34 protein-coding genes and 1 pseudogene are annotated in these 22,405 nt (G+C 38.1%); 2 read left to right on the top strand and 33 right to left on the bottom strand.

The window, feature by feature from the left end; all coding sequences use genetic code 11:
* Positions 1 to 176: 176 nt before the first annotated feature.
* The 8 genes from WYK_RS24725 to WYK_RS01225 all read right to left on the bottom strand — a co-directional run bounded on the left by WYK_RS24725 (position 177) and on the right by WYK_RS01225 (position 5,698).
* Positions 177 to 1,631: a ribonuclease H1 domain-containing protein gene (locus WYK_RS24725; protein WP_051387248.1), complete on the bottom strand. Its 1,455-nt coding sequence runs from the start codon at positions 1,629 to 1,631 to the stop codon at positions 177 to 179.
* A gap of 168 nt (positions 1,632 to 1,799) precedes the next feature.
* The gene (locus WYK_RS25355) at positions 1,800 to 2,186 is read right to left on the bottom strand and encodes an HNH endonuclease (protein WP_235782410.1); all 387 of its coding nucleotides are present in this window, start codon (positions 2,184 to 2,186) and stop codon (positions 1,800 to 1,802) included.
* Between the two features lie 8 nt (positions 2,187 to 2,194).
* Positions 2,195 to 2,626, bottom strand: a complete 432-nt coding sequence (locus WYK_RS25350; RefSeq protein ID WP_235782409.1) for an HNH endonuclease — start codon at positions 2,624 to 2,626, stop codon at positions 2,195 to 2,197.
* Between the two features lie 354 nt (positions 2,627 to 2,980).
* Positions 2,981 to 3,385, bottom strand: a complete 405-nt coding sequence (locus tag WYK_RS01245; protein WP_040372591.1) for a hypothetical protein — start codon at positions 3,383 to 3,385, stop codon at positions 2,981 to 2,983.
* Positions 3,386 to 3,439: 54 nt separating this feature from the next.
* Complete coding sequence (locus tag WYK_RS23110) at positions 3,440 to 4,318, bottom strand: ATP-binding protein (protein ID WP_081704709.1); 879 nt, start codon at positions 4,316 to 4,318, stop codon at positions 3,440 to 3,442.
* 17 nt (positions 4,319 to 4,335) lie between these two features.
* Positions 4,336 to 5,196 (bottom strand): hypothetical protein, encoded by an 861-nt coding sequence (locus tag WYK_RS23105; RefSeq protein WP_051387246.1) that lies wholly within the window; start codon positions 5,194 to 5,196, stop codon positions 4,336 to 4,338.
* 29 nt (positions 5,197 to 5,225) lie between these two features.
* Complete coding sequence (locus WYK_RS01230; RefSeq protein ID WP_040372590.1) at positions 5,226 to 5,501, bottom strand: helix-turn-helix domain-containing protein; 276 nt, start codon at positions 5,499 to 5,501, stop codon at positions 5,226 to 5,228.
* Positions 5,502 to 5,512: 11 nt separating this feature from the next.
* Positions 5,513 to 5,698 (bottom strand): hypothetical protein, encoded by a 186-nt coding sequence (locus tag WYK_RS01225; protein ID WP_040372588.1) that lies wholly within the window; start codon positions 5,696 to 5,698, stop codon positions 5,513 to 5,515.
* Between the two features lie 56 nt (positions 5,699 to 5,754).
* Between WYK_RS01225 and WYK_RS01220 the strand changes: the two genes are divergently transcribed.
* Both WYK_RS01220 and WYK_RS01215 read left to right on the top strand, forming a co-directional pair.
* On the top strand, positions 5,755 to 6,981 hold the full coding sequence (locus WYK_RS01220; protein ID WP_152526367.1) for a hypothetical protein: 1,227 nt from the start codon (positions 5,755 to 5,757) through the stop codon (positions 6,979 to 6,981).
* The gene (locus WYK_RS01215; RefSeq protein ID WP_040372586.1) at positions 6,924 to 8,075 is read left to right on the top strand and encodes a site-specific integrase; all 1,152 of its coding nucleotides are present in this window, start codon (positions 6,924 to 6,926) and stop codon (positions 8,073 to 8,075) included. The genes WYK_RS01220 and WYK_RS01215 overlap by 58 nt, the downstream gene beginning before the upstream one ends.
* A 125-nt stretch (positions 8,076 to 8,200) precedes the next feature.
* Here WYK_RS01215 and rpsI read toward each other — a convergent pair whose 3' ends face one another.
* The 25 genes and pseudogenes from rpsI to rplN form a co-directional block, all read right to left on the bottom strand.
* Positions 8,201 to 8,593: a 30S ribosomal protein S9 gene (rpsI, locus tag WYK_RS01210; protein WP_040372584.1), complete on the bottom strand. Its 393-nt coding sequence runs from the start codon at positions 8,591 to 8,593 to the stop codon at positions 8,201 to 8,203.
* 22 nt (positions 8,594 to 8,615) lie between these two features.
* Positions 8,616 to 9,053, bottom strand: coding sequence for a 50S ribosomal protein L13 (gene rplM / locus WYK_RS01205; protein WP_040372583.1), 438 nt, complete (start codon positions 9,051 to 9,053; stop codon positions 8,616 to 8,618).
* A gap of 165 nt (positions 9,054 to 9,218) precedes the next feature.
* Complete coding sequence (gene truA / locus WYK_RS01200; RefSeq protein WP_040372582.1) at positions 9,219 to 9,965, bottom strand: tRNA pseudouridine(38-40) synthase TruA; 747 nt, start codon at positions 9,963 to 9,965, stop codon at positions 9,219 to 9,221.
* A gap of 13 nt (positions 9,966 to 9,978) precedes the next feature.
* Entirely contained in the window at positions 9,979 to 10,776 is a 798-nt protein-coding gene (locus WYK_RS01195; protein WP_040372581.1) for an energy-coupling factor transporter transmembrane component T family protein, read from the bottom strand.
* Positions 10,773 to 11,645: an energy-coupling factor ABC transporter ATP-binding protein gene (locus WYK_RS01190; RefSeq protein WP_040372580.1), complete on the bottom strand. Its 873-nt coding sequence runs from the start codon at positions 11,643 to 11,645 to the stop codon at positions 10,773 to 10,775. The genes WYK_RS01195 and WYK_RS01190 overlap by 4 nt, the downstream gene beginning before the upstream one ends.
* On the bottom strand, positions 11,621 to 12,460 hold the full coding sequence (locus tag WYK_RS01185) for an energy-coupling factor ABC transporter ATP-binding protein (RefSeq protein ID WP_040372578.1): 840 nt from the start codon (positions 12,458 to 12,460) through the stop codon (positions 11,621 to 11,623). Before WYK_RS01185 ends, WYK_RS01190 begins: the two co-directional genes overlap by 25 nt.
* A 362-nt stretch (positions 12,461 to 12,822) precedes the next feature.
* Positions 12,823 to 13,185, bottom strand: a complete 363-nt coding sequence (rplQ, locus tag WYK_RS01180; RefSeq protein ID WP_040372577.1) for a 50S ribosomal protein L17 — start codon at positions 13,183 to 13,185, stop codon at positions 12,823 to 12,825.
* A 90-nt stretch (positions 13,186 to 13,275) separates the two neighbouring features.
* On the bottom strand, positions 13,276 to 14,220 hold the full coding sequence (locus WYK_RS01175; protein ID WP_040372576.1) for a DNA-directed RNA polymerase subunit alpha: 945 nt from the start codon (positions 14,218 to 14,220) through the stop codon (positions 13,276 to 13,278).
* A gap of 182 nt (positions 14,221 to 14,402) precedes the next feature.
* The gene (rpsK, locus tag WYK_RS01170; RefSeq protein WP_040372575.1) at positions 14,403 to 14,792 is read right to left on the bottom strand and encodes a 30S ribosomal protein S11; all 390 of its coding nucleotides are present in this window, start codon (positions 14,790 to 14,792) and stop codon (positions 14,403 to 14,405) included.
* A 22-nt stretch (positions 14,793 to 14,814) separates the two neighbouring features.
* Positions 14,815 to 15,180 carry a 30S ribosomal protein S13 gene (gene rpsM, locus WYK_RS01165; RefSeq protein WP_040372574.1) on the bottom strand — a complete coding sequence of 122 codons (366 nt, stop codon included), beginning with the start codon at positions 15,178 to 15,180 and terminating at the stop codon, positions 14,815 to 14,817.
* 21 nt (positions 15,181 to 15,201) lie between these two features.
* Positions 15,202 to 15,315, bottom strand: a complete 114-nt coding sequence (rpmJ, locus tag WYK_RS01160; protein ID WP_003156543.1) for a 50S ribosomal protein L36 — start codon at positions 15,313 to 15,315, stop codon at positions 15,202 to 15,204.
* A gap of 39 nt (positions 15,316 to 15,354) precedes the next feature.
* Complete coding sequence (infA, locus tag WYK_RS01155; protein ID WP_040372572.1) at positions 15,355 to 15,573, bottom strand: translation initiation factor IF-1; 219 nt, start codon at positions 15,571 to 15,573, stop codon at positions 15,355 to 15,357.
* Positions 15,574 to 15,655: 82 nt separating this feature from the next.
* Positions 15,656 to 16,259: pseudogene (gene map / locus WYK_RS01150) on the bottom strand (type I methionyl aminopeptidase); the annotation flags it as partial.
* 40 nt (positions 16,260 to 16,299) lie between these two features.
* Entirely contained in the window at positions 16,300 to 16,950 is a 651-nt protein-coding gene (locus WYK_RS01145) for an adenylate kinase (RefSeq protein ID WP_040372571.1), read from the bottom strand.
* Between the two features lie 64 nt (positions 16,951 to 17,014).
* The gene (secY, locus tag WYK_RS01140; RefSeq protein WP_040372570.1) at positions 17,015 to 18,310 is read right to left on the bottom strand and encodes a preprotein translocase subunit SecY; all 1,296 of its coding nucleotides are present in this window, start codon (positions 18,308 to 18,310) and stop codon (positions 17,015 to 17,017) included.
* Complete coding sequence (gene rplO, locus WYK_RS01135) at positions 18,310 to 18,750, bottom strand: 50S ribosomal protein L15 (RefSeq protein WP_040372569.1); 441 nt, start codon at positions 18,748 to 18,750, stop codon at positions 18,310 to 18,312. The genes secY and rplO overlap by 1 nt, the downstream gene beginning before the upstream one ends.
* A 36-nt stretch (positions 18,751 to 18,786) precedes the next feature.
* Positions 18,787 to 18,969, bottom strand: a complete 183-nt coding sequence (rpmD, locus tag WYK_RS01130) for a 50S ribosomal protein L30 (RefSeq protein WP_040372568.1) — start codon at positions 18,967 to 18,969, stop codon at positions 18,787 to 18,789.
* Positions 18,962 to 19,483: a 30S ribosomal protein S5 gene (gene rpsE, locus WYK_RS01125; RefSeq protein WP_040372567.1), complete on the bottom strand. Its 522-nt coding sequence runs from the start codon at positions 19,481 to 19,483 to the stop codon at positions 18,962 to 18,964. The genes rpmD and rpsE overlap by 8 nt, the downstream gene beginning before the upstream one ends.
* 21 nt (positions 19,484 to 19,504) lie before the next feature.
* Positions 19,505 to 19,867 (bottom strand): 50S ribosomal protein L18, encoded by a 363-nt coding sequence (gene rplR, locus WYK_RS01120; protein WP_040372566.1) that lies wholly within the window; start codon positions 19,865 to 19,867, stop codon positions 19,505 to 19,507.
* Positions 19,868 to 19,899: 32 nt separating this feature from the next.
* Positions 19,900 to 20,436, bottom strand: coding sequence for a 50S ribosomal protein L6 (gene rplF, locus WYK_RS01115; RefSeq protein WP_040372565.1), 537 nt, complete (start codon positions 20,434 to 20,436; stop codon positions 19,900 to 19,902).
* Positions 20,437 to 20,466: 30 nt separating this feature from the next.
* Entirely contained in the window at positions 20,467 to 20,865 is a 399-nt protein-coding gene (rpsH, locus tag WYK_RS01110) for a 30S ribosomal protein S8 (protein ID WP_040372564.1), read from the bottom strand.
* A gap of 30 nt (positions 20,866 to 20,895) precedes the next feature.
* Entirely contained in the window at positions 20,896 to 21,081 is a 186-nt protein-coding gene (locus WYK_RS01105; protein ID WP_040372563.1) for a type Z 30S ribosomal protein S14, read from the bottom strand.
* Positions 21,082 to 21,109: 28 nt separating this feature from the next.
* The gene (rplE, locus tag WYK_RS01100; RefSeq protein WP_040372562.1) at positions 21,110 to 21,649 is read right to left on the bottom strand and encodes a 50S ribosomal protein L5; all 540 of its coding nucleotides are present in this window, start codon (positions 21,647 to 21,649) and stop codon (positions 21,110 to 21,112) included.
* Between the two features lie 29 nt (positions 21,650 to 21,678).
* A complete protein-coding gene (rplX, locus tag WYK_RS01095) occupies positions 21,679 to 21,990 on the bottom strand; it encodes a 50S ribosomal protein L24 (protein ID WP_040372561.1) in 312 nt (103 codons plus the stop codon).
* A gap of 42 nt (positions 21,991 to 22,032) precedes the next feature.
* Entirely contained in the window at positions 22,033 to 22,401 is a 369-nt protein-coding gene (rplN, locus tag WYK_RS01090) for a 50S ribosomal protein L14 (protein WP_040372560.1), read from the bottom strand.
* Positions 22,402 to 22,405: the final 4 nt, after the last annotated feature.

The following is a 22,405-nucleotide window of genomic DNA, read 5'->3' as shown; positions in this document are numbered from 1 at the left end:
ATTCCCGGAGTGTAAAATACTATCTACAATGATCTTACCTGAAAATTTAAAGTCATTTTCAATTACAAAATCTCTAATTAAATCGATTGGACTATTTGAACTCAAAGTAATTAGAAGAGCAACATAAGAAGAGTCATTTAAATATTCAATTGCGACATTCTTCATAATTACACCTCTTAAAATACAGTATAGTACTTATCAATCAACGCTAAATTACTAATGATTAAAGATCTTGCTTCTTCCATCGTTTTTAGATCCCTTGTCAATTTTGAATCTTTATTCCAATGATTTAATGTATGCCTATTGTTATAATAAAAATTATAAAGTTCATTAATATATAATAACTCGTCCCGAGAAAAAAGGACTTCATATTGATTTTTTTTAATTTGATAAACATTGTCATACCCTGGGACAGGTTCAAAACACCAAAAACCATGCCTTTTATCGTCTACACTCATTATACCCTTATTAATAAACACTTTATACAAATAATACTCAATTGCTCTAAGAGCGGGCGTTGCTAAGTCCGTATACTCAGGCCTATCACCTTTTAACATTGTATTATATACGGCTTGATTAAGTGCATTTATTAATTTCTGATCATTCGTTTTAGATTTAGTGAAATGAGGAATTAAATTACTGAATTTCACATCTATGTTATGTTGTTCGATAATTACTTCATGATAATCATTAAGTAATTCAACAACCTCTCCATTACCCGGTAAAAGCTCAACAACTAACATCATAAGCTCTTCGAGTAACTTTGATTGTTTTCCTTGAATGGTAGTTGTTCCTTTTTTCCAACACGAAACTACAACCCTATCATTATTAAGAGATATTATGTAATTTGTACATTTTTTAACTTCTCCAACTCCCTTAACTTTAATAACAGGATTACTAATCATCAATAGTTCAAATATGCTTTCAAATTCATCCATTGCAATACCAGTTATAGTAACACAACCGTCAGAACTATTTTTAATACCTTTCTTTAATAACGACCTTTTTGCCAATTCATCAGCTTTTTCATTATATTCAATACCAGAATGTGCTTTTACTTTATGATATTCAATATCTATGCACCTTCTCATATCTGTAATAAAGACCACGTAATCCTTTGCTATTGCAGCTTTAGCGTTCCACTCTCCACTTGCCCACTTCTCAATTCCAGTATAGTCATAAAATATAGCAATTCTTTTATATCCTTTACCAACGGCATGAGTAATTGCACTTTGTACGCCTTCTATTTCACCAGCTACATTACGAGTATCAACGTAATCTTTATTATTATCAGAACCTATTATTTCTTCTGTCGTTCCATCTTTACTTACTAAAACAACACCATATCCATAAACTTTAGACTTTTCATCGTAGCTCCCATCGACAAAGGCTACTAATGTCTCCTCATCAAGTTTACTAAGATAATCTTTAATATCTAAATTACTATTTTCACTTTGCACAACTGGAAGTGAAGAAGTATCACCTATAAACTGTTCTGCTTCCTCTTTTGTAGCAAATCCCTTATATACTGCTCCAGTATATCCATTTATCTGTTTTTGACATTCAACCCATGTTTCATAAATACCTGTAACTCTACCAATTTTCACTGCATAATAATTCTTTTTAGCCACTGTTTTTCCCCCAAATATAATTCCTTTTCTTTTTTCTTAAATTTCCCAACAAATTTTATCATCTATCATAACACACACGTTGAAGTTTTATGGAGTAATGATCAATTAAAAGCAAATAGTTGTTAACATTTCACATTGGATTAACATACTTAATATCTTAGAATATCATTATCCTATTCCAACATTAAATATAACCTTATCTTTCAATTCTCTTATGTCCTCTTCTAAATTCATTATATGCATTTTATCATGGCAATTCGGGCATAGAGCGATCGTATTATAAATAGAATCCTCTCCGCCACGTGATAACCACTCTATATGATGTGTATGTAAATAAGGATCGCCATTCTTGTTCAAAAATGGTGCAGGATGATTACATAACTGACATATACCTTTTGCCCAACGCTTTGCAAATTCTGATACATAAGGATCACGTTCATATGTAGTTGTGGCAGTTCTCCGTTTACTACTCTTTCTCCTAGCAGTTCTGGCTCTATTCTCTAGCTCTCCATTGTCCAATTTTCTTACTTTCTTTTCCCGCAAGACTTCTTTCATTCTAATAATTAAATCCGGAACAATGATTTTTTTTGATTATTTATAGATTTAAGAGGAAATATCCAAACTTGTCGCTTCATTCCGTTATCATCCAACTGTTCCTCTTGATACGGGTTAGCTACTAACTCTACGACTCCGAGGTACAGATATTTTTTTGTCTCGAATACTTCGAATAAATGCATTTCTATACCATTATTCAATGATTCGGCTACCGTTCTATTTTGCGATGTTAATGTCTGATCTCCTACTCTTCCCATGCCTGTATAATGAAATATGTTTCCATCCCAACGATCTTCATATAAGGATTTTGTATGGTCCGAAACTAAGACTAAGGTATTGGTTTCAATTGAACGTCTCATGCCGCCTTGAGGAGCACATTTGAAAATTCTTGTTATATCTTTATTATCAAGTATTTTCCCAGGCTCTATCTTAACGTTCATGTCTACACCTCTTCTAATTCATTTTATCTTAAGAATATAATAACAAATATTCCTAATTTAAATTACATTTTTTTCTTTTTTAAGCTAATATTTATTTTTAAAAATATAAGGCACTATATGAATCGGGGTGGTTGTACGGTACAGTTAGGGGATTTTTTGGATAAAGGCTGGGTTACAACCCAGCCTTTATCCTAAATATACAATCTGAGTAATTTAGATATACAAAAACAGACCCAGATCTGAGAACAAAATTGTGTGATTACAAATATAAATTTAATGTATTTCCTATTCTCATCGTTAATGGTTCATCTGTGGGAGGCCAACTCTAAGGGCACCAGTATTGTTTTAGACCTATTATGGTTTCCAAGATACTAAGGTAGGTGCTATTATATCTCGCGTTTCGGGTTTACGTTTGAATATAATTTCCATTTCCTCTTGTTTTAATTGGTTCAACGCTTTGCTATAACAATCTAGTAACTTATCTGTTGGAACATGTGAAAAATCCCGGTTTTCAAGTTCTTCTTTAATCCGCTCCATTTGTTTCCCCAAAAGTTCTATTCTTGCTTCTTTTGTTACAAAGAATTGTTGTTGCAAAGCTTCCAATTCAATAGCCTTTAAATTTTCAATTTCTATAAGATAAGTCTTTGACCATTCAATAAGCGTTGACTTAGCTGTCTTTAATTCTTTAGCTATCCTATCAAAGCTAATCCCTTTCGCTCGCATTTCAATAAACTGTTGCCTAGTTTTATTATCCTTCACACCACATCACCTTCCCTTCTCTCATCACATCCACAATATTTATCAATTCTCTATTTAATTAATTTGGAATCTTTTACGGAAATCATCTGTAAATAGGTCAATAAATTTTGTATTATTGTAGAAGCGGCTAAAGACTCTTTCTCCCACAGCAAAGGGTAAGTCTGTGTCTGTCAAGTTACTGGTATAGATTGTCGGTTTACCACTCCGGCTTTCCACTACCTCAAAAATCATAGCTTTTCTCCAATCATCACTTCCTCCTTTTGCTTCCGATCCAACATCATCTAGAATTAAAAGATCAAGTCTGGTAAGATCTCTAAAAATCCCTACCTCTGTTTTAGCAGCTCCCTTTTGGTAAGTTTCTTTAATCATTGATAGTAATTTTCCCGTAGTTAAAAAGCCTACCGTAAAACCCTTTTTCTTTATGTTCCTGGCAATTGCCGTACACAAATGCGTCTTACCAGTTCCTGGATTACCCATAATCAAAAGGTTGTAGTAATCTTCCGTGGATTCTAAAAACAATTTGGTGAATATAACTGCTCTTTCCTTAGCTCCAGCAGTGATGGTATTTGTTTCTTGATAATTATTGAATCCAGCTCCCTTTAAAGCTTCAGGAGGAAGAAAATATTCTTTTGTCAGCCTTTCTCCTACAGATGACTTTAATTCCTTTAAGCTTTTGTTTTGATAAACCTTAAAAGCCTCTCTGTCCAAACAAATTGAACATTTCATTGATTTATTAGCAAGAAGCCATTCTTTCTGATTGAATTTACGATAAAATAGACCGCTTGCCGTTTCTTCTCCACAACCTAAACAAGATAATCCATGTAGATATTTTGCTTCGAATTCATCACTATCAGCTAATATTGGAACTATCTTTTTAACAGCATCCTTAAAAATATCATCAATACTTAAAAATCGCTTGCTATCATCCATCATCCTCACTCCTATTCCTATTAAAACAACTCAGCTTCTGATTTTTTCATTCGACTGTATTCTTCATTTGTTAAGGGTTTCGGTTCTTCCCAATGACTAGGACGGTTTACAGAGAACTGTTGAATGCTTTTATTTTTTTCTTTTGTTTGCTTCTCAGATTGACTCTTCAAAACTAATTGATCAAACTGTTTTCTTAATTTAGCTGGAGATAGTATATTTGACTTCCAAAAAGAGTCTTTTTGGCACCAATCAATCAAGCATACAATTTGTTCAAACGTGCGCTTGTCTCTTTTCATCATCAAATGAAAGTCATCTGACCATTTTTGAAGATTAGGTTCTTTAAATCCAGTAATATTTTTTTTAATATTGTTTAATAGCCTTAATGATAACTGAAAAGGAGCACTATCCTCTTCGTAAGAATCCAGCTTACGAAAGGAATTATTCTTTATCTTTTTATCATTTTTAAATTCTTTATCCTTCTTGTTAGGTGTTAGCTGCCTGTTACGTGCTTGTTGACTGCCTGTTAATTCCCTTGTTAATTCGTCATCATTTTTTTGGTAAGCTACCCAATTAATAATGGTTATGAGCCTACTTTTATTTGTTGATTTGTTTGTTAGAAATCCGTATTTTTCAAACCTTTTTAAGGCTGTTCTGATGTTCTGAATCGATATGCCCTTCCCACTCTTTTGAGCTATAGAATCCAAACTAGTAATAACCTGGCCTGGCTCAACGTTATATGGTCTCCCTTGCCATTCCCACTCTCTTTTTTGATGATTTACCATCATAAGGAGAGTAATTAGGATCGTTTTTTGTTCAGGTGTAGATTCTACCCAAATAGGTTTATCTAATAAATCTCGATGAACTTTAATCCATCCTGCCATACCACCCCACCCACTCCAGCTTCAAGTATTTAAAATTCTGAGGTGTTCCACAGCCATTCCTTAACATTCATACGATTTAAGCGAATTACTTGCCCTCTTTGAAAATAAGGAATTTCTTTATTGGCTATCATGTTACGAACTGTTGGTATACTTACTCTTAAATATTCTGCTGCCTCTCTAATTGTCATAATTTCATTAAGTGACTTATCATCTTTCAACTCAACTAACAATTCTTGTAGTACTTTTTTTAAATCTGAACGATTTAGAAAGATCGTATCTTCTGGTATCTCTAGTTTTAAATTCAAAATCGCTCCCCCTAGTCTTTCTGCAATTCTTCCCTTATTTCTTTAATAGCTACTATAACTTTTTGTCTTCGCTCTCCTATCATTTCTGTTTTCATCCAGTTATAAAAGGTGTTTTCATGGACTCCTAATCGTTCTGCAATAGCCCATAATGGTATATCACCTTTAGCTTGCCTAATTTCCTTATTACGTTTAAACAATCGAATAATCCCCTTCCCTTGTTGGTATTGATGTTGTATATTAATAATAGCAATAATTGTCACGTTTAGTAAAATTAACTTTAGAACGTGACCGCGCTAATTATTTAGATAGAACGGGGAGTGAAGGCTTGTCCAAGACTAATGAAAATTTTAATGATCAAACTGTGACAGTATATTCAATTTCAGAAAAACACGAAAAGATATTTAGAATTACTAGAAAGCAAACTAATCTGGATAACGAAATTCTTATTTCTAAGGGCTACTCGGATAAAAAAAACATTTTACCTTTTATAAATTTATTTTCTACTTCATTTATTGAGGTTTACCCCAAGGAAACCAAATTAGAGAATCTCAACTTAGCGGATCTTGTGAATAAGTTAGAAGCCTCTATTAATAAAAAATCAATTAAGTTATTAGGGTTTTTTCTTAAAATGGGTGAGGAAGGTCATCTTCGAGTAAGAGACGCTCATTCCGGTATAACTATTAATGTGGAAAATCTTTTTGAAATTATTACTTTATTAATGCTTTCTCGCGCAACCGATAAACAGAAAAGTAATTCAAATGTAGGAATGGATGTATATCTTTCGGAACTTAACAGTACTTTAGAAACCAATTTGCACTCAAATGGTTTTTGGAAAGATAAGCCGGCTGTAAGTAAAAATACTTTTATGGCAGAGTTCTATCATTCGATATATTCCACTGCAATTATGCAAATTCATATCAGTCCTATTATTTCAGAAGGGTGTCGTTTTTCTGATAATGATATTGGTATTCACGGTGTAAAAAGTTTAATCGAATTAGCATGGATAGAATTATTTATTGCTGATACGAACCGTATTAAATTTTCAATTTGTCCTTGTTGCGGAATGACGTATTCATTGGAGGGGACAGGTAACTGGCGAAAAATGACCTGTGGAAAAGAAGAATGTAGGAAAATATACAGGGCGGTTACAGATAAGCTCAATAGATTAAGTAATGAGAAAACTATTAAAAAAGCTGAACGTTTTAGAAAAGCAAAAAATAGGGCCATACACGCTATTCTAAACAATGATAGCAGTGTAGAAGATCAAGCAAAAAAGTTAAATATATCAACAAGCCAAATAGAAAATTGGATAAATGAATACAAACTAAACAAAAAGAAAAAAAAGAAATTAATTAATGCTGGAAATTACAAATGCAATTTGCAATTTACCATCTATAAAATAAGAATTCACGAGGTAATAAAATGGCATCTTTTCAAAAATACACAACGAAACAAGGTCAAATGTGGTTATTTAAACTAGATACAGGTATTAATCCCGAAACTGGAAAAAGACAAACTACAACTCGGAGAGGATTTAGAACAAAAAAAGAAGCACTACAAGCTGCGTCAAGAGTTGAACAAGAGTTAGCTAATGGTTTATCCCTAAGTAATAATAATCTTACCTATAAGGATGTATTTGACCAATGGTTTTCAAATCATTCAAAAACCATTAAGACCAGCACCCAGAAGAGTATTGAATCAAAATTTAGTAAGCATATAATACCCCGTTTTGGAAAATTAAAAATAAAGGAAATTAACAAAACATACTGTCAACAAATGATAAACGAAATTGCTCAATTAATTACATCTGTTAACGATATAAAAATCCAAGCAAACCAAGTTTTTAAATATGCTGTCAAAATGGACATTATAACAAAGAATCCGTTAGAGCATGTAAGTATACCAAGACTGCAAAAGGAATTGTACAGTGAGGAAAACGAGGCAGCTGAGCGCAATTATTGGAATAAGGATGATATGAAACAATTTTTAGCAATAACAAAACAAGAATTAGCTCTTCGTGATTACGTACTTTTTCATCTACTAATATATACCGGGGCACGTAAAGGTGAAATATTAGCTCTTACATGGGATGATATTGATTTGGAAACTGGCTCTATTCGCTTTACAAAAACTCTTTTTCACAACAAGGGAGAGTTTATCTTTCAAACATCTAAAACAAAGGAATCTAGACGTCTAATCAGTTTAAGTACTCAAACCACATCTTTACTAAAAAAATGGCGTATACGGCAAAGTGAAACGAATTTAGCTATTGTAAATCACCTTGAGGATAGAAAGATGGTTTTTACTCGGGATGATGGATCTCCTCTCCGCTTAGCATATCCTAATGAAAAGCTTGAAATTGTAATAAAAAAACACCAGCTTCACAGAATTACTATTCATGGTTTACGTCACACTCATGCATCCCTGTTGTTTGAAGCAGGTGCAAGTATTAAAGAAGTACAAGAGCGGTTAGGACACTCTGACATAAAAATGACGATGAACATTTATACTCACGTTACGGATACACTAAAAGAGCAAACAGCACAAAAATTCCAAAGATATATTGAGTTATGATATGAGGTCAAAAATAATTTCGTGGTCAAAATGTGGTCAAAAGTTTTTAGAGTTTTTAGAGTCACAAAAAAAGACCCCCAACCAATAATGGTTGAGAGCCTTGAAACGTTGATATAAAAGAGATATTAACGTTTTGAGAACTGAGGTGCACGACGTGCGCCTTTAAGACCGTATTTTTTACGTTCTTTCATACGAGGATCACGAGTTAACAGACCTGCTGATTTAAGAGCAGGACGGTATTCAGGATCTACTAACAACAATGCACGTGCAATTCCGTGACGGATTGCGCCTGCCTGGCCAGTGTATCCACCGCCTTTTACGTTTACAAGGATATCGTAAGTGCCTGTAGTTTCAGTAGCAACTAGTGGTTGATTAACAACTTCACGTAGTGCTGCGAAAGGAATATATTCGTTGATATCGCGTCCGTTAATGATAACGCGACCTTCGCCTGGGATTAAACGTACACGAGCTGTTGAGCTCTTACGGCGACCAGTACCATAATATTGAACTTGTGCCAAAATAGTTAACCTCCTTTAATAATTATCCGCGTAATTCGTATACTTCTGGTTGTTGAGCTTCGTGCTTGTGCTCAGCGCCTTCATATACGTGCAATTTTTTGAAAATCTGACGACCAAGAGAATTCTTTGGAAGCATACCTTTAATAGCAAGCTCAAGCATTTTCTCAGCATAGTTTGTACGCATTTCAAGAGCAGTTCTTGTTTTAAGACCGCCTGGATGCATAGTGTGACGGTAATAAATTTTATCAGTCAATTTTTTACCAGTCAAATGAATTTTACCTGCATTGATTAGAATCACGTGATCACCAGTATCTACGTGAGGTGTGAATGTTGGTTTGTGTTTACCACGTAAGATGGATGCTACTTCACTAGCAAGACGACCTAAAGTTTTACCTTCAGCATCTATTACATACCATTTACGATCAACTTCAGTGGCTTTCGCCATAAATGTTGTGCGCATAATTACCCTCCTAAAAATTGTTTCATTAGTTATATTTATTTTCAATCACAATAAGATTCCGGGGCTTATCGCGGGATTAAAATTCATACCATATTATATTACCTTCTACCAAGTCCATTGTCAAGAGAATGTTACACCAGGTTTAGTTGTCCTGAAAATATTTTTTTAAGACTTTTTATATTCAACTTCCCAGAGGTATAAACCTTGGCCTGGAACAGTCCTTCCCGCGGCGCTTCGATCCTTACTTTGAAGAATTTCCGGGACCATACTGGAAATTAATTTTCCATTTCCAATTTCCAATAATGTCCCCATGAGGATTCGAATCATATTATAAAGAAAGCCATTTCCTCTAAAACGAAATACAAGTACGTCTCCTTCTTCATAGAGCTCAATTTCATGAATCGTGCGGACCTTATCTACCACCTCTGTTTTTGCAGAGCAAAAGCTGGTAAAGTCGTGAGTCCCAAGGAGATGAGAAATTGCCTGTTTAATAAGCTCCAGGTCCAGAGGAAATGGGAAGTTGTACATATAATTTTTTCGGAATGGATCTTTCTGAGCTGAACGTGATACAAAATAGCGATATTCCTTCGCTGTTGCATCAAACCGAGCATGAAATGTGTCCTCAACTACTTCAGCTTTCACAACAGCAATATCATCAGGCAGGAGGGAATTGAGACCTCTTTGCCAATTTTTCACCGGTACTGTATAAGGAGTATCAAAATGAATGACTTGACCTTTGGCATGAACACCAGCATCTGTCCTGCCAGAGGCGGTCACTTTGACACCCTGTCCTTTATGCATCCTTGCTAGTGCTGTCTCCAGCTCACTCTGAACCGTACGCTTATCCGGCTGAACTTGATACCCAGCAAACATGGTACCGTCATACGAGATTGTACATTTTATTCTGTGCATATCTTGTCCCTCATTATGAACGTAATAAGAATAGTAAGACAGCAAGCACTACGAGTGCTGCCATTAGAAGATTATCACGAGTATTCCAACTCAATTGACGGTATTTCGTTCTTCCTTCACCGCCTCGGTAACCTCTTGATTCCATAGCAGTTGCAAGTTCCTCAGCTCGTTTAAATGAGCTTACGAATAATGGAACAAGCAGTGGAACAATTGATTTAACTCGGTCTTTTAAAGGTCCTGAAGTGAAATCCACCCCTCGGGCTGCCTGTGCTTTCATAATTTTGTCCGTTTCCTCCATCAATGTCGGAATAAACCGCAGTGAGATGGACATCATCAGGGCAAGCTCATGAATCGGCAGTTTCCACTTTTTAAACGGATTCAACAGCTCCTCCATGCCATCTGTAATAGAGATAGGAGTCGTCGTCAATGTCAGTAAGGACGTGACCAAAATCAAGAAAGTAAATCGTAACGATATAAACGCACCTTGTTTAAGACCGCCTTCATAAATGTTTAAAATACCAAATTCAAAGATGACTTCTCCTTCTTTTGTGAAAAGAATATGAAGCAAAAAGGTGAAAACAATTAATAAGAACACCGGCTTCAATCCGTTATATAGAAAACGAGGAGGTATTTTTGATAAAATAATCAGTCCAATAGTAAAGATAGCAACAAGACCATATGTCACTACATTATTCGCCAAGAAAATCGTACATACAAATAAAAATACGAGCATTAGCTTCGCTCGAGGATCCATTTTATGAATGGCAGAATCCGCAGGAACATAACGGCCAAAAATCATTTTGTCCATCATAAGCGGTTCCCCCGTTCCATCGCCTCTTTAATATCAGCTACTAAATCCTCTAGACTTAAGCTCGGGCGTGCAAACCGGATACCCATTTCTCTTTGCAGCATTAACTGAAAACGCACTGTATCTGGAACATCTAGACCCAATTCTAGTAATTGATCAGGCTTTGAGAAGATTTCCTCTGGCTTTCCTTTTTGATAAACCGTTCCCTTATGCATGATAATAATATCATCTGCATAACGGGCCGCATCTTCCATGCTATGTGTAACGAGTATTGTAGAAATGCCTCTATCCTTATGAAGCTGATAAAACATATCCATAATTTCCTTGCGTCCGCGTGGATCTAAACCAGCTGTCGGCTCATCAAGAACGAGCACATCTGGTTCCATTGCGATAACACCAGCAATGGCCACACGCCGCATCTGGCCGCCTGATAAATCAAATGGAGATTTTTTAAGAATTTCCTGTTCAAGCCCCACTTGCTTTAATGCGATCCGAGCAAGTTCCTTTGCTTTGGCTTCGGGTACCCCAAAGTTCATTGGTCCGAAACAAATATCCTTTTCGACTGTTTCTTCAAACAATTGATGCTCAGGAAACTGAAAAACAATGCCGACCTTCTGCCGAATAGATTTTAAGTTTTTTTCCTTTTTCTTTTGAGCTCTTATTGTTCGTTCACCAATGATCACCCGTCCTTTAGTCGGTCTGAGCAATACATTTAAATGCTGAAGAAGTGTCGATTTACCAGAACCTGTATGACCTATAACAGCCGTATATGTCCCAGGTTCAATCGTCATGTTCACATCATGTAATGCCAAGTGCTCAAAAGGTGTGTTCACTGAATAACGATATTCTACATCTTCGAGTGTAATTCGCATAATTCCTTCACCAGCTCTTCCTCTGTCAGATGGTCATTTTTAAGATCGAGACCGGTCTTCTGCAGCGCCTTACTCAGTTTTACTGAGAATGGTATATCAAGTCCGAGCTCAATCAGTTCATCTTCAAGACGAAAAATTTCGATTGGACTTCCTTCACGATGCACTTGGCCTTTGTTCATTACAATGATCCGATCCGCCTTTGCTGCCTCTTCTAAATCATGAGTAATTGATACAACAGTCAGAACGTTTTCCTCTTTAAGCTCTCGAACCGTCTCCAGGACCTCTTCACGTCCTCTGGGATCTAGCATAGAGGTAGCTTCATCCAGAATAATAATATCTGGCTGCAACGCCAATACACCGGCTATCGCTACTCGCTGCTTCTGGCCTCCGGAAAGATGGTGCGGCTCTTGATCAAGAAATGCATCCATTTTAACTTTCATTAGGGCACGCTTAACACGTTCAGCCATGATATCTTGCTGTATTCCGTTATTTTCTAAACCAAAAGCCACATCATCCTCAACCGTTGTTCCAACAAATTGATTATCGGGATTTTGAAAGACCATCCCTATTTTTCGGCGAGCCTCCCAAACCGTAGCTTGAGTTAATTCAGAGCCATTGATGGTAATAACACCTGAACTAGCAAAATGAAGACCATTTAATAGCTTAGCTAGCGTCGACTTACCTGACCCGTTATGCCCTACAATGGCAAGCCATTCACCTTCATATATATCAAAGGACACATCATTTATTGCATGACTGTCCGAACCTTCATAGTTAAAAACAACGTGATCTAGTGATACAAGCTTTTTTCCCATATGGTCCTCCCAATAGTTGAACTTCTCACCATCTTATCTTAAGCAGTACCAAAATAAAAAGATACCGTCTTATTTTTGGATATAAAAAAACGCTGCACCCCTTCCACCGAAAGAATTCGGTAAATTAAGAGCAGCATTTCTAATCTCCATTTCGATAAACGGATGTCTTTTATAAACGCTTATAATAAGCGGGAAGGGGTACTTGAGCTAGACGAGAAGGTTCCCTGATCGAACCGGGTAACCAGCCATCGTAACACTCAATGCGTATTCTTGTATGCAAGATTTTCCTTTGAAAAAATATATTCAAAAAGGGCGTAGAACAAGTCATTGTTCAACTGTCCACGCCCTCTTGATCGGTGTTATTAAACTAATTCGATAACCACGATTGGTGCTGCGTCTCCGCGGCGTGGACCGACTTTCATAATACGAGTGTATCCGCCTTGACGTTCTTCATAACGAGGAGCGATGTCAGCGAATAATTTTTGGATAGCGTTTTGGCTCTTTTCAGCATCAGCAGCTGTTGGACGGATATATGAAGCAACTTGACGACGAGCGTGCAAGTCACCGCGTTTACCAAGAGTGATCATTTTTTCTACTACAGAGCGTAATTCTTTAGCTTTAGCTTCTGTAGTTTCGATACGCTCATGGATAATAAGGTCCGTAGCTAAATCACGAAGTAAAGCTTTACGTTGTGCGCTAGTGCGTCCTAACTTTCTGTAACCCATTTTAGAGATTCCCTCCTTCTGTCGAAGTTATATATTCTAAGTCTTTTGACTCGCAATAGAAGAGCTAGTTCAGCATGTGCTGACTAGTCATCAGTCATCCTTACGGAGTCCTAAGCCTAATTCATCAAGTTTCGCTTTCACTTCTTCAAGTGATTTGCGTCCCAAATTACGTACTTTCATCATATCTTCTTCTGTTTTATGAGCAAGCTCTTGAACAGTATTGATTCCAGCACGTTTTAGGCAGTTATAAGAACGGACAGAAAGATCAAGCTCTTCAATAGTCATTTCCAAGACTTTTTCTTTTTGGTCTTCTTCTTTTTCTACCATGATTTCGGCATTTTGAGCTTCGTCAGTTAGACCAACAAAAATATTTAAATGCTCAGTTAAAATCTTAGCTCCAAGTGCTACAGCTTCTTGAGGGCCATTACTGCCATCAGTCCAAACATCAAACGTTAGTTTGTCAAAGTTTGAAAGCTGACCAACACGAGTATTTTCAACTTGATATGAAACACGAGATACAGGAGTATATAGAGCATCAATTGGAATCACACCGATTGGTTGATCTTCACGTTTGTTTTGCTCTGCTGGAGTGTATCCGCGTCCGCGACGTGCCATTAAACGCATACGCATATGGCCGTTTTTCCCAAGAGTTGCAATGTGAAGATCCGGATTAAGGATTTCTACATCACTGTCATGAGTAATGTCGGCTGCAGTAACAACACCATCTTCTTGTACATCGATTTCAAGCGTCTTTTCTTCATCGGAGTAAATCTTAAGAGCAAGCTTTTTCACATTCAGAATGATAGAAGTTACATCTTCTACGACACCTTCAATTGTTGAGAACTCATGCAGCACTCCATCAATTTGTATAGATGTGACAGCAGCACCTGGGAGTGAGGATAAAAGAATACGACGTAAGGAGTTTCCTAATGTAGTACCATATCCACGCTCTAGTGGCTCTACGACGAACTTGCCATACTTGGCGTCATCGCTGATTTCAACCGTTTCGATTTTTGGTTTTTCTATTTCGATCATTCAATAAACCCTCCTTCAAAACGTCGAAACCCCGGTCCGTGAAGGATCTCACTAAAACCGAAATTCCCCATGTCTACGTTCCCGCTTGTACGCAACAACTGAAATAATCATTCTGTAAGAACGCAAACGTACTAATATATCCCATTATAGACAATTATACAAAATCTATACAGAAATATTAATTAAACACGGCGACGTTTTGGCGGACGGCATCCGTTATGTGGAACTGGAGTTACGTCTTTAATTGCAGTTACTTCTAAACCAGCAGCTTGAAGAGCACGAATAGCAGCTTCACGTCCTGCACCAGGTCCTTTAACAGTAACTTCAAGTGTTTTCATACCATGTTCAATTGATGTCTTAGCAGCAGTTTCAGCAGCCATTTGTGCAGCGAAAGGTGTAGATTTACGTGAACCACGGAAACCTAAAGCACCAGCACTTGACCAAGAAATGGCATTACCATGAGCATCAGTAATTGTAACGATAGTATTATTGAAAGTAGAACGAATATGAGCGATACCAGTTTCTATATTCTTTTTCACACGACGTTTACGTGTATTAGTTTTACGAGCCATGAAAAGTAACCTCCTTTACTGATTATTTTTTCTTGTTAGCTACTGTACGACGAGGTCCTTTACGCGTACGAGCATTATTTTTAGTATTTTGTCCACGAACAGGAAGACCACGACGGTGACGAAGACCGCGATAGCTGCCGATTTCCATTAGACGTTTGATGTTAAGGGAAACTTCACGACGAAGATCGCCTTCTACTTTAAGTGAATCGATGATTTCACGGATTTTATTTAATTCATCTTCAGTCAAATCGCGAACGCGAGTTTCCTGGGAAACACCAGCTTGATCAAGAATCTTGATAGCAGTTTGTTTACCAATACCGAAAATGTATGTTAAAGAAATAACAATACGTTTGTCACGGGGAATATCTACACCAGAAATACGTGCCATTGGTGAGTGCACCTCCTTCTATTAGCCTTGTTTTTGTTTATGTTTAGGGTTTTCGCAAATAACCATAACTTTACCTTTTCTGCGGATAACTTTACATTTTTCGCAGATGGGCTTAACAGATGGTCTGACTTTCATTGCTATCTAACCTCCTTATACAGATCGGAGCGTACCCGATTATTTAAATCGGTATGTGATTCTGCCGCGAGTTAGATCATACGGGGAAAGCTCAACCGTAACTTTATCTCCAGGCAAAATGCGAATAAAGTGCATACGAATTTTACCGGATACATGAGCTAAAACAGTATGACCATTTTCTAATTCTACCTTAAACATTGCATTTGGCAAAGTCTCAGTGACCGTGCCTTCAACTTCAATTACATCGTCTTTCGCCATTAAATTGATTCTCCCTTCTCTATGCGTGAACTCATATCGGAAGCATTCAACACAATCACTTCTGCTTATAGCTTCTTTAGGATTAAAACCCTGTTTCTGTGATTGCAACTGTATGCTCAAAATGGGTACACATCTTTCCGTCAGCCGTTACGACAGTCCAATAATCCTCCAAAGTCTAGAACATTCTGCTAGCACTATTCATAAATCAACAGCGAGCACCATGCCAGGCTTTTACCGAGGACCTTTATCAGGTGGACCGAAATGAGGAATTTGTAGGTCCTCATGTAAGTCTTGACCGATTCCGTGACCGACATACTCTCTTACAACAGAGAAGCGTTCAGCCTCGACATAGGTTTGTATAGCATGGGAGATGTTTGAAAGACGCATATTTATTGCTTCTTCCAACCCTCTATATAATGACTCTTCGGTAACCTGTAAGAGTCGCTGCGTTTCATCATCAATTTTGCCGACAGGGTATGACCAAGCTGAGTCACATTGATAGCAAGTAACGATATCATTTCTGATACCGGCTTCTTGCCCAACTCGTAACCTGGAATGCCATGCACGAGTTCATTGTTAACAGATGGGCAAATACTGCCGCGAAATCCATTATACCCTTTAACTGAAGGGAATGCATTATGTTTCACTATAAACCTTTCTGCAAAGCAGTATAATTCAGTAGTTGAACGCATAATACAGAGTTCAGCGGGGTTTTACAAACGATCCTTAACGTACAGCACCAAGGAGCACATCGATGTCTTCAAATACTTTATTAATATCTTGCTGGCCGTTAATGTTACGCACATAGCCTTTTTCTTCATAAAAATCAAGAAGCGGTTGTGTTTGCTTAAGGTTCACATCTAAGCGATTTTGAACCGTTTCAGCATTATCGTCAGCTCGTTGGTAAAGGTCACCGCCGCAGCGATCACAAGTATCCTCTTTTGCTGGTGGGTTAAACACCAGATGATAGGTAGAGCCGCAAGCTTTACAGATCCGGCGTCCAGTCAATCTTTCCATAAGAATATCCTTATCAACGTCGATATTAATTACAAAATCGATTTGACGATTAAGTTCTGCTGTAATATCCTCTAGTGCAGCCGCCTGAGCCACTGTACGAGGGAAACCGTCAAGCAAGAAACCTTTTTCGCAATCGCTTTTGCCTAATCGTTCACGAACAATGCCAATTGTTACCTCATCGGGAACAAGTTCACCTTTATCCATGAATGACTTTGCTTTTAAACCAAGTTCCGTACCTTCTTTGATAGCTGCCCGGAACATATCTCCTGTAGAGATATGAGGGATATGATAATTTTCTACGATTCTCTCGGCTTGGGTACCTTTACCAGCACCTGGAAGACCCATTAAGACTAAATTCACGTTTCTCTTTCCCCCTCAAACTCCATAATGTGATTTTGGGAACACAAATGTCCCCAAATTCTCATTACTTTATGAAACCTTTATAATGCCGTTTTACTAACTGTGATTCAAGCTGTTTCATCGTATCAAGAGCAACACCAACTATAATTAGAAGGCTTGTTCCACCGATTTGAGCAGATTGAGGCAGATTAGCGATATTTATAAAGAATACCGGTAATATTGCAATCGCAGCCAGGAAGATAGATCCAACAAACGTCAAGCGATACAACACAGATGTTACATAATCCTGTGTGCTCTTACCAGGACGAATCCCCGGTACATAACCGCCTTGTTTCTTCAGATTCTCAGCCATTTGTTCAGGATTAACCTGTATAAAGGCATAAAAATAGGAGAAGGCGATAATTAGGGCCACATAGACAATCATCCCAATAGGCTGAGTATAATCAAATGTGTTTTGAATCCAAGTGGTAACGCTATTTGTTCCAAAGAACGAAGCAATCGTTCTTGGAGTAATGATAAATGCTGTCGCAAAGATGACTGGTATAACGCCTGCAGCATTCACTTTTAACGGTAAATGTGTAGATTGTCCGCCAGATTGCGTACGGCCAACTGCAGCACGCTTAGCGTATTGAATTGGAATTTTGCGTAATGCTTGCTGTATAAAGATAACAGCCACAACAACGGCTAGGACCGCAATTACCAGAAGGACCATTGTAGCGATCTTAATGAATAATTGATCTCCAACATCTTCAAATTGCTGAGCATAGATTTGGTTTACCGTTGTCGGTAAACTTGCTACAATCCCTGCGAAAATGATGATGGATATACCGTTACCAACGCCTTTAGAGGTAATCAGCTCCCCTAACCACAGGAGAAAAGCTGTACCTGCTGTAAGAACAGTGGCAATTAACAAATAGGTTCCAATTCCAGGATTACTGATCAGTTGTCCACTAGACATACTATTAAATCCATAAGACATACCCAAAGCTTGGATAAATCCTAGGATTATAGTAGCATAACGTGTAAACTGTGCTAATTTACGTCGCCCTGATTCTCCTTGTTTAGACCACTCAGTGAACTTAGGAACAACGTCCATCTGTAACAACTGAATGATAATGGATGCAGTAATATACGGCATGATACCCATCGCTAAGATTGAGAAGTTCTTCAGTGCACCACCGCCGAAGGTATTCAAGATACCATAGACGCTTAGCTGATCCTGCGCTGCCAGCACATCGGCATTCACATTCGGTACAGGAATAAACGTACCGATGCGATAGACGATTAGCATAATCAGTGTGAAAAGAATTTTGTTTCTTATGTCAGCCACGCGCATAAAGTTGGAGATCGAGCGAAACATTAAATCACCTCAGTTGTACCGCCGGCAGCTTCGATAGCTTCCTTAGCAGTAGCAGAGAATTTGTGAGCTTGGATTGTAAGCTTTTTCTCTACAGTACCTTTGGCGAGAATTTTAATTCCCGATTTTTCATTTTTGACAATTCCAGTCTCAATCAATAGAGCTGGAGTGATTACTGTACCATCTTCAAAGCGGTTCAGCAGGTCAAGGTTAACGATCGCGTAATCTTTACGGTTTACGTTAGAGAATCCACGTTTCGGTAGACGTCTGAATAATGGTGTTTGACCACCTTCAAATCCAAGACGAACACCACCGCCAGAACGAGCATTTTGTCCTTTATGGCCTTTACCGGCAGTTTTACCAGTACCAGAACCGATACCGCGTCCTTTACGTTTACGTTCTTTACGAGAACCTTCTGCAGCTTTCAACTCATGAAGTTTCATATGTTGGCACCTCCTTGTTATAAGAAAAAATTAATTTTATTGTTCTTTTACAGTAACAAGATGAGCAACTTTATTGATCATACCACGCATTGCAGGCGTATCATTATGAACAACTGTTTGATGCATTTTGCGTAAACCCAGGGTGTTTACTGTAACACGTTGGTCTTCAGGACGACCAATTAGACTGCGAGTAAGAGTAATTTCTAATTTATTAGCCATTAGACTTTCCTCCAGTTCCTAACAATTCTTGTACTGACATACCACGTAGCTTAGCTACATCTTCAGCACGTTTTAATTGCTCTAAACCTTGGATAGTAGCACGAACCATGTTAATTGGAGTGTTAGTACCAAGTGATTTAGAAAGGATATCTGCTACTCCGCCAAGTTCAAGTACCGCACGAACTGGACCTCCAGCGATAACTCCAGTACCTTCAGAAGCAGGTTTCAATAGGATATGTCCTGCACCAAAACGACCATTAACAACGTGAGGAATTGTAGTTCCTACCATTGGTACGGTAATTAGGTTTTTCTTAGCATCTTCGATAGCTTTACGGATAGCATCTGGAACTTCTTGAGCTTTACCAGTACCAAATCCGACGTGTCCGTTCTTATCACCAACAACTACAAGTGCAGTGAAACGGAAACGACGTCCGCCTTTTACAACTTTAGCTACACGATTGATTGTAACTACACGTTCTTCAAGTTCTAATTTATTAGGATCAATACGAAGCATCTGTTTTGTCCCTCCTTATCCTTAAAATTCTAAGCCGTTTTCACGAGCAGCGTCAGCTAATGCTTTAACACGGCCATGGAAGAGGTAACCACCGCGGTCAAATACCACAGCTTTGATACCTTTTTCAACAGCACGTTTTGCAATAAGTTCGCCAACCTTTTGAGCTGCTTCAGCATTGCCAGTAGCTTCAATTGAGATCTCTTTATCAAGAGTTGAAGCACTTGCCAATGTTACGCCGTTTGCATCGTCAATTAATTGTGCGTAAATGTGTTTGTTTGAACGGAACACATTTAAACGAGGACGAGCTTCCGATCCAGAAAGTTTCGCACGTACACGCGCATGTCTTTTCTGACGAGTAGCATTTTTATCAAGCTTCGTAATCATTTACGTCACTCCTTTCGTTTACTTATGCAACATTATTTACCTGTTTTACCTTCTTTACGACGAACAACTTCGCCAGTGTAACGAATACCTTTACCTTTATACGGTTCAGGCGGACGAACGTCACGAACGTTTGCTGCAAGAGCTCCAACGCGTTCTTTGCTCGCACCTTTAATGATGATTTTTGTATTAGAAGGAACTTCAACTTCAATTCCTGCTTCTGGTTCTATTTCAACTGGGTGAGAATATCCTACGTTAAGGACAAGCTTAGTACCTTGCTTTTGTGCACGGTACCCAACCCCGATAAGTTCAAGTGATTTTTCAAAACCTGCAGATACACCCTCGACCATGTTAGAAAGTAGTGCGCGTGTTGTACCGTGTAAAGCACGGTGGTTCTTCGCGTCTGAAGGACGAGTTACTGTAAGAATGTTATCTTCCAAAGCAATAGTGATATCTGAGTTGAAAGTTCTAGTTAATTCCCCTTTAGGGCCTTTTACTGTTACATCGCTACCAGCAATAGTAACAGTTACGCCTGCAGGGATCTCAATAGGTTGTTTACCTATACGTGACATCTAGTGCACCTCCATTCCTGTGAAAATGTATTACCAAACGTATGCTAGTACTTCTCCGCCAACTTGTTTAGCGCGAGCTTCTTTATCTGTGAAAACTCCGTTAGAAGTAGAAACAATTGCTATACCTAGTCCGTTAAGGACACGTGGTACCTCGCCAGTCTTAGCATATACACGCAAACCAGGTTTGCTGATACGTTTCAGACCAGTGATAACACGTTCGTTATTAGCACCGTACTTCAAGAAAATACGGATGATACCTTGTTTGTTGTCCTCGATAAACTCAACGTCACGCACGAAGCCTTCACGCTTTAAGATTTCAGCGATTTCACGCTTGATCTTTGAAGCAGGAACCTCCAGTTTTTCGTGACGAACCATGTTCGCATTACGGATGCGAGTAAGCAAATCTGCAATAGGATCTGTCATGACCATTATATTTTACCTCCTTCCCAAACTCGGGTTTTACCAGCTAGCTTTCTTAACGCCTGGAATTTGTCCTTTATGTGCAAGTTCACGGAAACAAATACGGCAAAGCTTAAATTTACGATATACAGAGTGTGGACGTCCGCAGCGTTCGCAGCGTGAGTACTCTTGTACTTGGAATTTCTGTGTACGTTTTTGCTTGACGATCATAGACTTTTTAGCCACGTTTTCGCCTCCCTTTATTTAGAGATGATTACTTTTGGAACGGCATTCCGATTTGAGTAAGTAGTTCACGAGCTTCTTCGTCTGTATTAGCAGTAGTTACGATAACGATATCCATTCCACGAACTTTGCTTACTTTATCGTAGTCAATCTCAGGGAAGATAAGTTGTTCTTTAATTCCTAATGTGTAGTTACCACGACCATCGAAAGATTTCTTAGAAACCCCACGGAAGTCACGTACACGAGGTAAAGATACAGTTACTAACTTATCAAGGAAATCATACATACGCTCACCGCGTAATGTAATTTTCGCACCGATTGGCATACCTTCACGCAGACGGAAACCAGCGATTGATTTTTTAGCTTTTGTAATAACAGGTTTTTGTCCAGTGATTAGTGCAAGTTCTTCAACAGCATTATCTAATGCTTTTGAGTTTGAAACTGCGTCACCAACACCCATGTTTAATACAATTTTATCTACTTGTGGTACTTGCATTACTGATTTATAACTAAATTTGCTCATTAGAGCAGGAGTGATTTCACTTTGGAATTTTTCCTTTAGGCGGCTCATTGCTTAGTGTACCTCCCTTCTTTATAAACTTATTTATCTAGAATTTCACCTGATTTAATAGCTACGCGTACTTTCTTGCCGTCTTCCACCTTGTAACCAACACGAGTAGGTGTTCCTGATTTAGGATCAAGTGGCATAACATTTGATACGTGAATAGCAGCTTCGCGACTAATAATTCCACCTTGTGGATTAATTTGTGACGGCTTAGAATGCTTCTTCACGATGTTAATTCCTTCAACAAGCACACGATCCTTCTTAGGATATGCCTCAAGAATAACACCTTGTTTGCCCTTGTCTTTACCAGAGATGACTACGACTTTATCACCTTTTTTAACATGCATTAGCTTCGCACCTCCTTGAAAGGCCTTTTAAGGGATTTATCTTTATAATACTTCTGGAGCAAGTGAAACGATCTTCATGAAACTGCTGTCACGTAATTCACGAGCAACAGGTCCAAAAATACGAGTTCCACGCGGGCTCTTATCGTCACGGATAATTACACAAGCATTTTCGTCGAAACGAATGTAAGTACCGTCAGGACGACGTACACCGCGTTTTGTACGAACAACTACAGCTTTAACTACTTCACCTTTTTTAACAACGCCACCTGGTGTTGCTTGTTTTACTGTACATACGATAACATCACCGATGTTAGCATATTTACGGCCGGAACCACCAAGGACTTTAATTGTTAGAACCTCACGAGCTCCAGAGTTATCAGCTACTTTTAAACGTGATTCTTGTTGAATCATGTAC

It is taken from the genome of Peribacillus psychrosaccharolyticus ATCC 23296, from assembly GCF_000305495.1.
GTDB lineage: Bacteria > Bacillota > Bacilli > Bacillales > DSM-1321 > Peribacillus > Peribacillus psychrosaccharolyticus.
This window is presented reverse-complemented; position numbering and strand designations above follow the sequence as displayed.

Bases quoted from the DNA above. Each gene is read 5' to 3' on its own strand.
- WYK_RS25355 (WP_235782410.1), bottom strand. From the start codon at position 2,186: ATGAAAGAAGTCTTGCGGGAAAAGAAAGTAAGAAAATTGGACAATGGA.
- WYK_RS25350 (WP_235782409.1), bottom strand. From the start codon at position 2,626: ATGAACGTTAAGATAGAGCCTGGGAAAATACTTGATAATAAAGATATA.
- WYK_RS23110 (WP_081704709.1), bottom strand. From the start codon at position 4,318: ATGATGGATGATAGCAAGCGATTTTTAAGTATTGATGATATTTTTAAG.
- WYK_RS23105 (WP_051387246.1), bottom strand. From the start codon at position 5,196: ATGGCAGGATGGATTAAAGTTCATCGAGATTTATTAGATAAACCTATT.
- WYK_RS01215 (WP_040372586.1), top strand. From the start codon at position 6,924: ATGGCATCTTTTCAAAAATACACAACGAAACAAGGTCAAATGTGGTTA.
- rplM (WP_040372583.1), bottom strand. From the start codon at position 9,053: ATGCGCACAACATTTATGGCGAAAGCCACTGAAGTTGATCGTAAATGG.
- truA (WP_040372582.1), bottom strand. From the start codon at position 9,965: ATGCACAGAATAAAATGTACAATCTCGTATGACGGTACCATGTTTGCT.
- WYK_RS01195 (WP_040372581.1), bottom strand. From the start codon at position 10,776: ATGATGGACAAAATGATTTTTGGCCGTTATGTTCCTGCGGATTCTGCC.
- WYK_RS01190 (WP_040372580.1), bottom strand. From the start codon at position 11,645: ATGCGAATTACACTCGAAGATGTAGAATATCGTTATTCAGTGAACACA.
- WYK_RS01185 (WP_040372578.1), bottom strand. From the start codon at position 12,460: ATGGGAAAAAAGCTTGTATCACTAGATCACGTTGTTTTTAACTATGAA.
- rplQ (WP_040372577.1), bottom strand. From the start codon at position 13,185: ATGGGTTACAGAAAGTTAGGACGCACTAGCGCACAACGTAAAGCTTTA.
- WYK_RS01175 (WP_040372576.1), bottom strand. From the start codon at position 14,220: ATGATCGAAATAGAAAAACCAAAAATCGAAACGGTTGAAATCAGCGAT.
- rpsK (WP_040372575.1), bottom strand. From the start codon at position 14,792: ATGGCTCGTAAAACTAATACACGTAAACGTCGTGTGAAAAAGAATATA.
- rpsM (WP_040372574.1), bottom strand. From the start codon at position 15,180: ATGGCACGTATTTCTGGTGTAGATATTCCCCGTGACAAACGTATTGTT.
- rpmJ (WP_003156543.1), bottom strand. From the start codon at position 15,315: ATGAAAGTCAGACCATCTGTTAAGCCCATCTGCGAAAAATGTAAAGTT.
- infA (WP_040372572.1), bottom strand. From the start codon at position 15,573: ATGGCGAAAGACGATGTAATTGAAGTTGAAGGCACGGTCACTGAGACT.
- secY (WP_040372570.1), bottom strand. From the start codon at position 18,310: ATGTTTCGCTCGATCTCCAACTTTATGCGCGTGGCTGACATAAGAAAC.
- rplO (WP_040372569.1), bottom strand. From the start codon at position 18,750: ATGAAACTTCATGAGTTGAAAGCTGCAGAAGGTTCTCGTAAAGAACGT.
- rpmD (WP_040372568.1), bottom strand. From the start codon at position 18,969: ATGGCTAATAAATTAGAAATTACTCTTACTCGCAGTCTAATTGGTCGT.
- rpsE (WP_040372567.1), bottom strand. From the start codon at position 19,483: ATGCTTCGTATTGATCCTAATAAATTAGAACTTGAAGAACGTGTAGTT.
- rplR (WP_040372566.1), bottom strand. From the start codon at position 19,867: ATGATTACGAAGCTTGATAAAAATGCTACTCGTCAGAAAAGACATGCG.
- rplF (WP_040372565.1), bottom strand. From the start codon at position 20,436: ATGTCACGTATAGGTAAACAACCTATTGAGATCCCTGCAGGCGTAACT.
- rpsH (WP_040372564.1), bottom strand. From the start codon at position 20,865: ATGGTCATGACAGATCCTATTGCAGATTTGCTTACTCGCATCCGTAAT.
- rplE (WP_040372562.1), bottom strand. From the start codon at position 21,649: ATGAGCCGCCTAAAGGAAAAATTCCAAAGTGAAATCACTCCTGCTCTA.
- rplX (WP_040372561.1), bottom strand. From the start codon at position 21,990: ATGCATGTTAAAAAAGGTGATAAAGTCGTAGTCATCTCTGGTAAAGAC.
- rplN (WP_040372560.1), bottom strand. From the start codon at position 22,401: ATGATTCAACAAGAATCACGTTTAAAAGTAGCTGATAACTCTGGAGCT.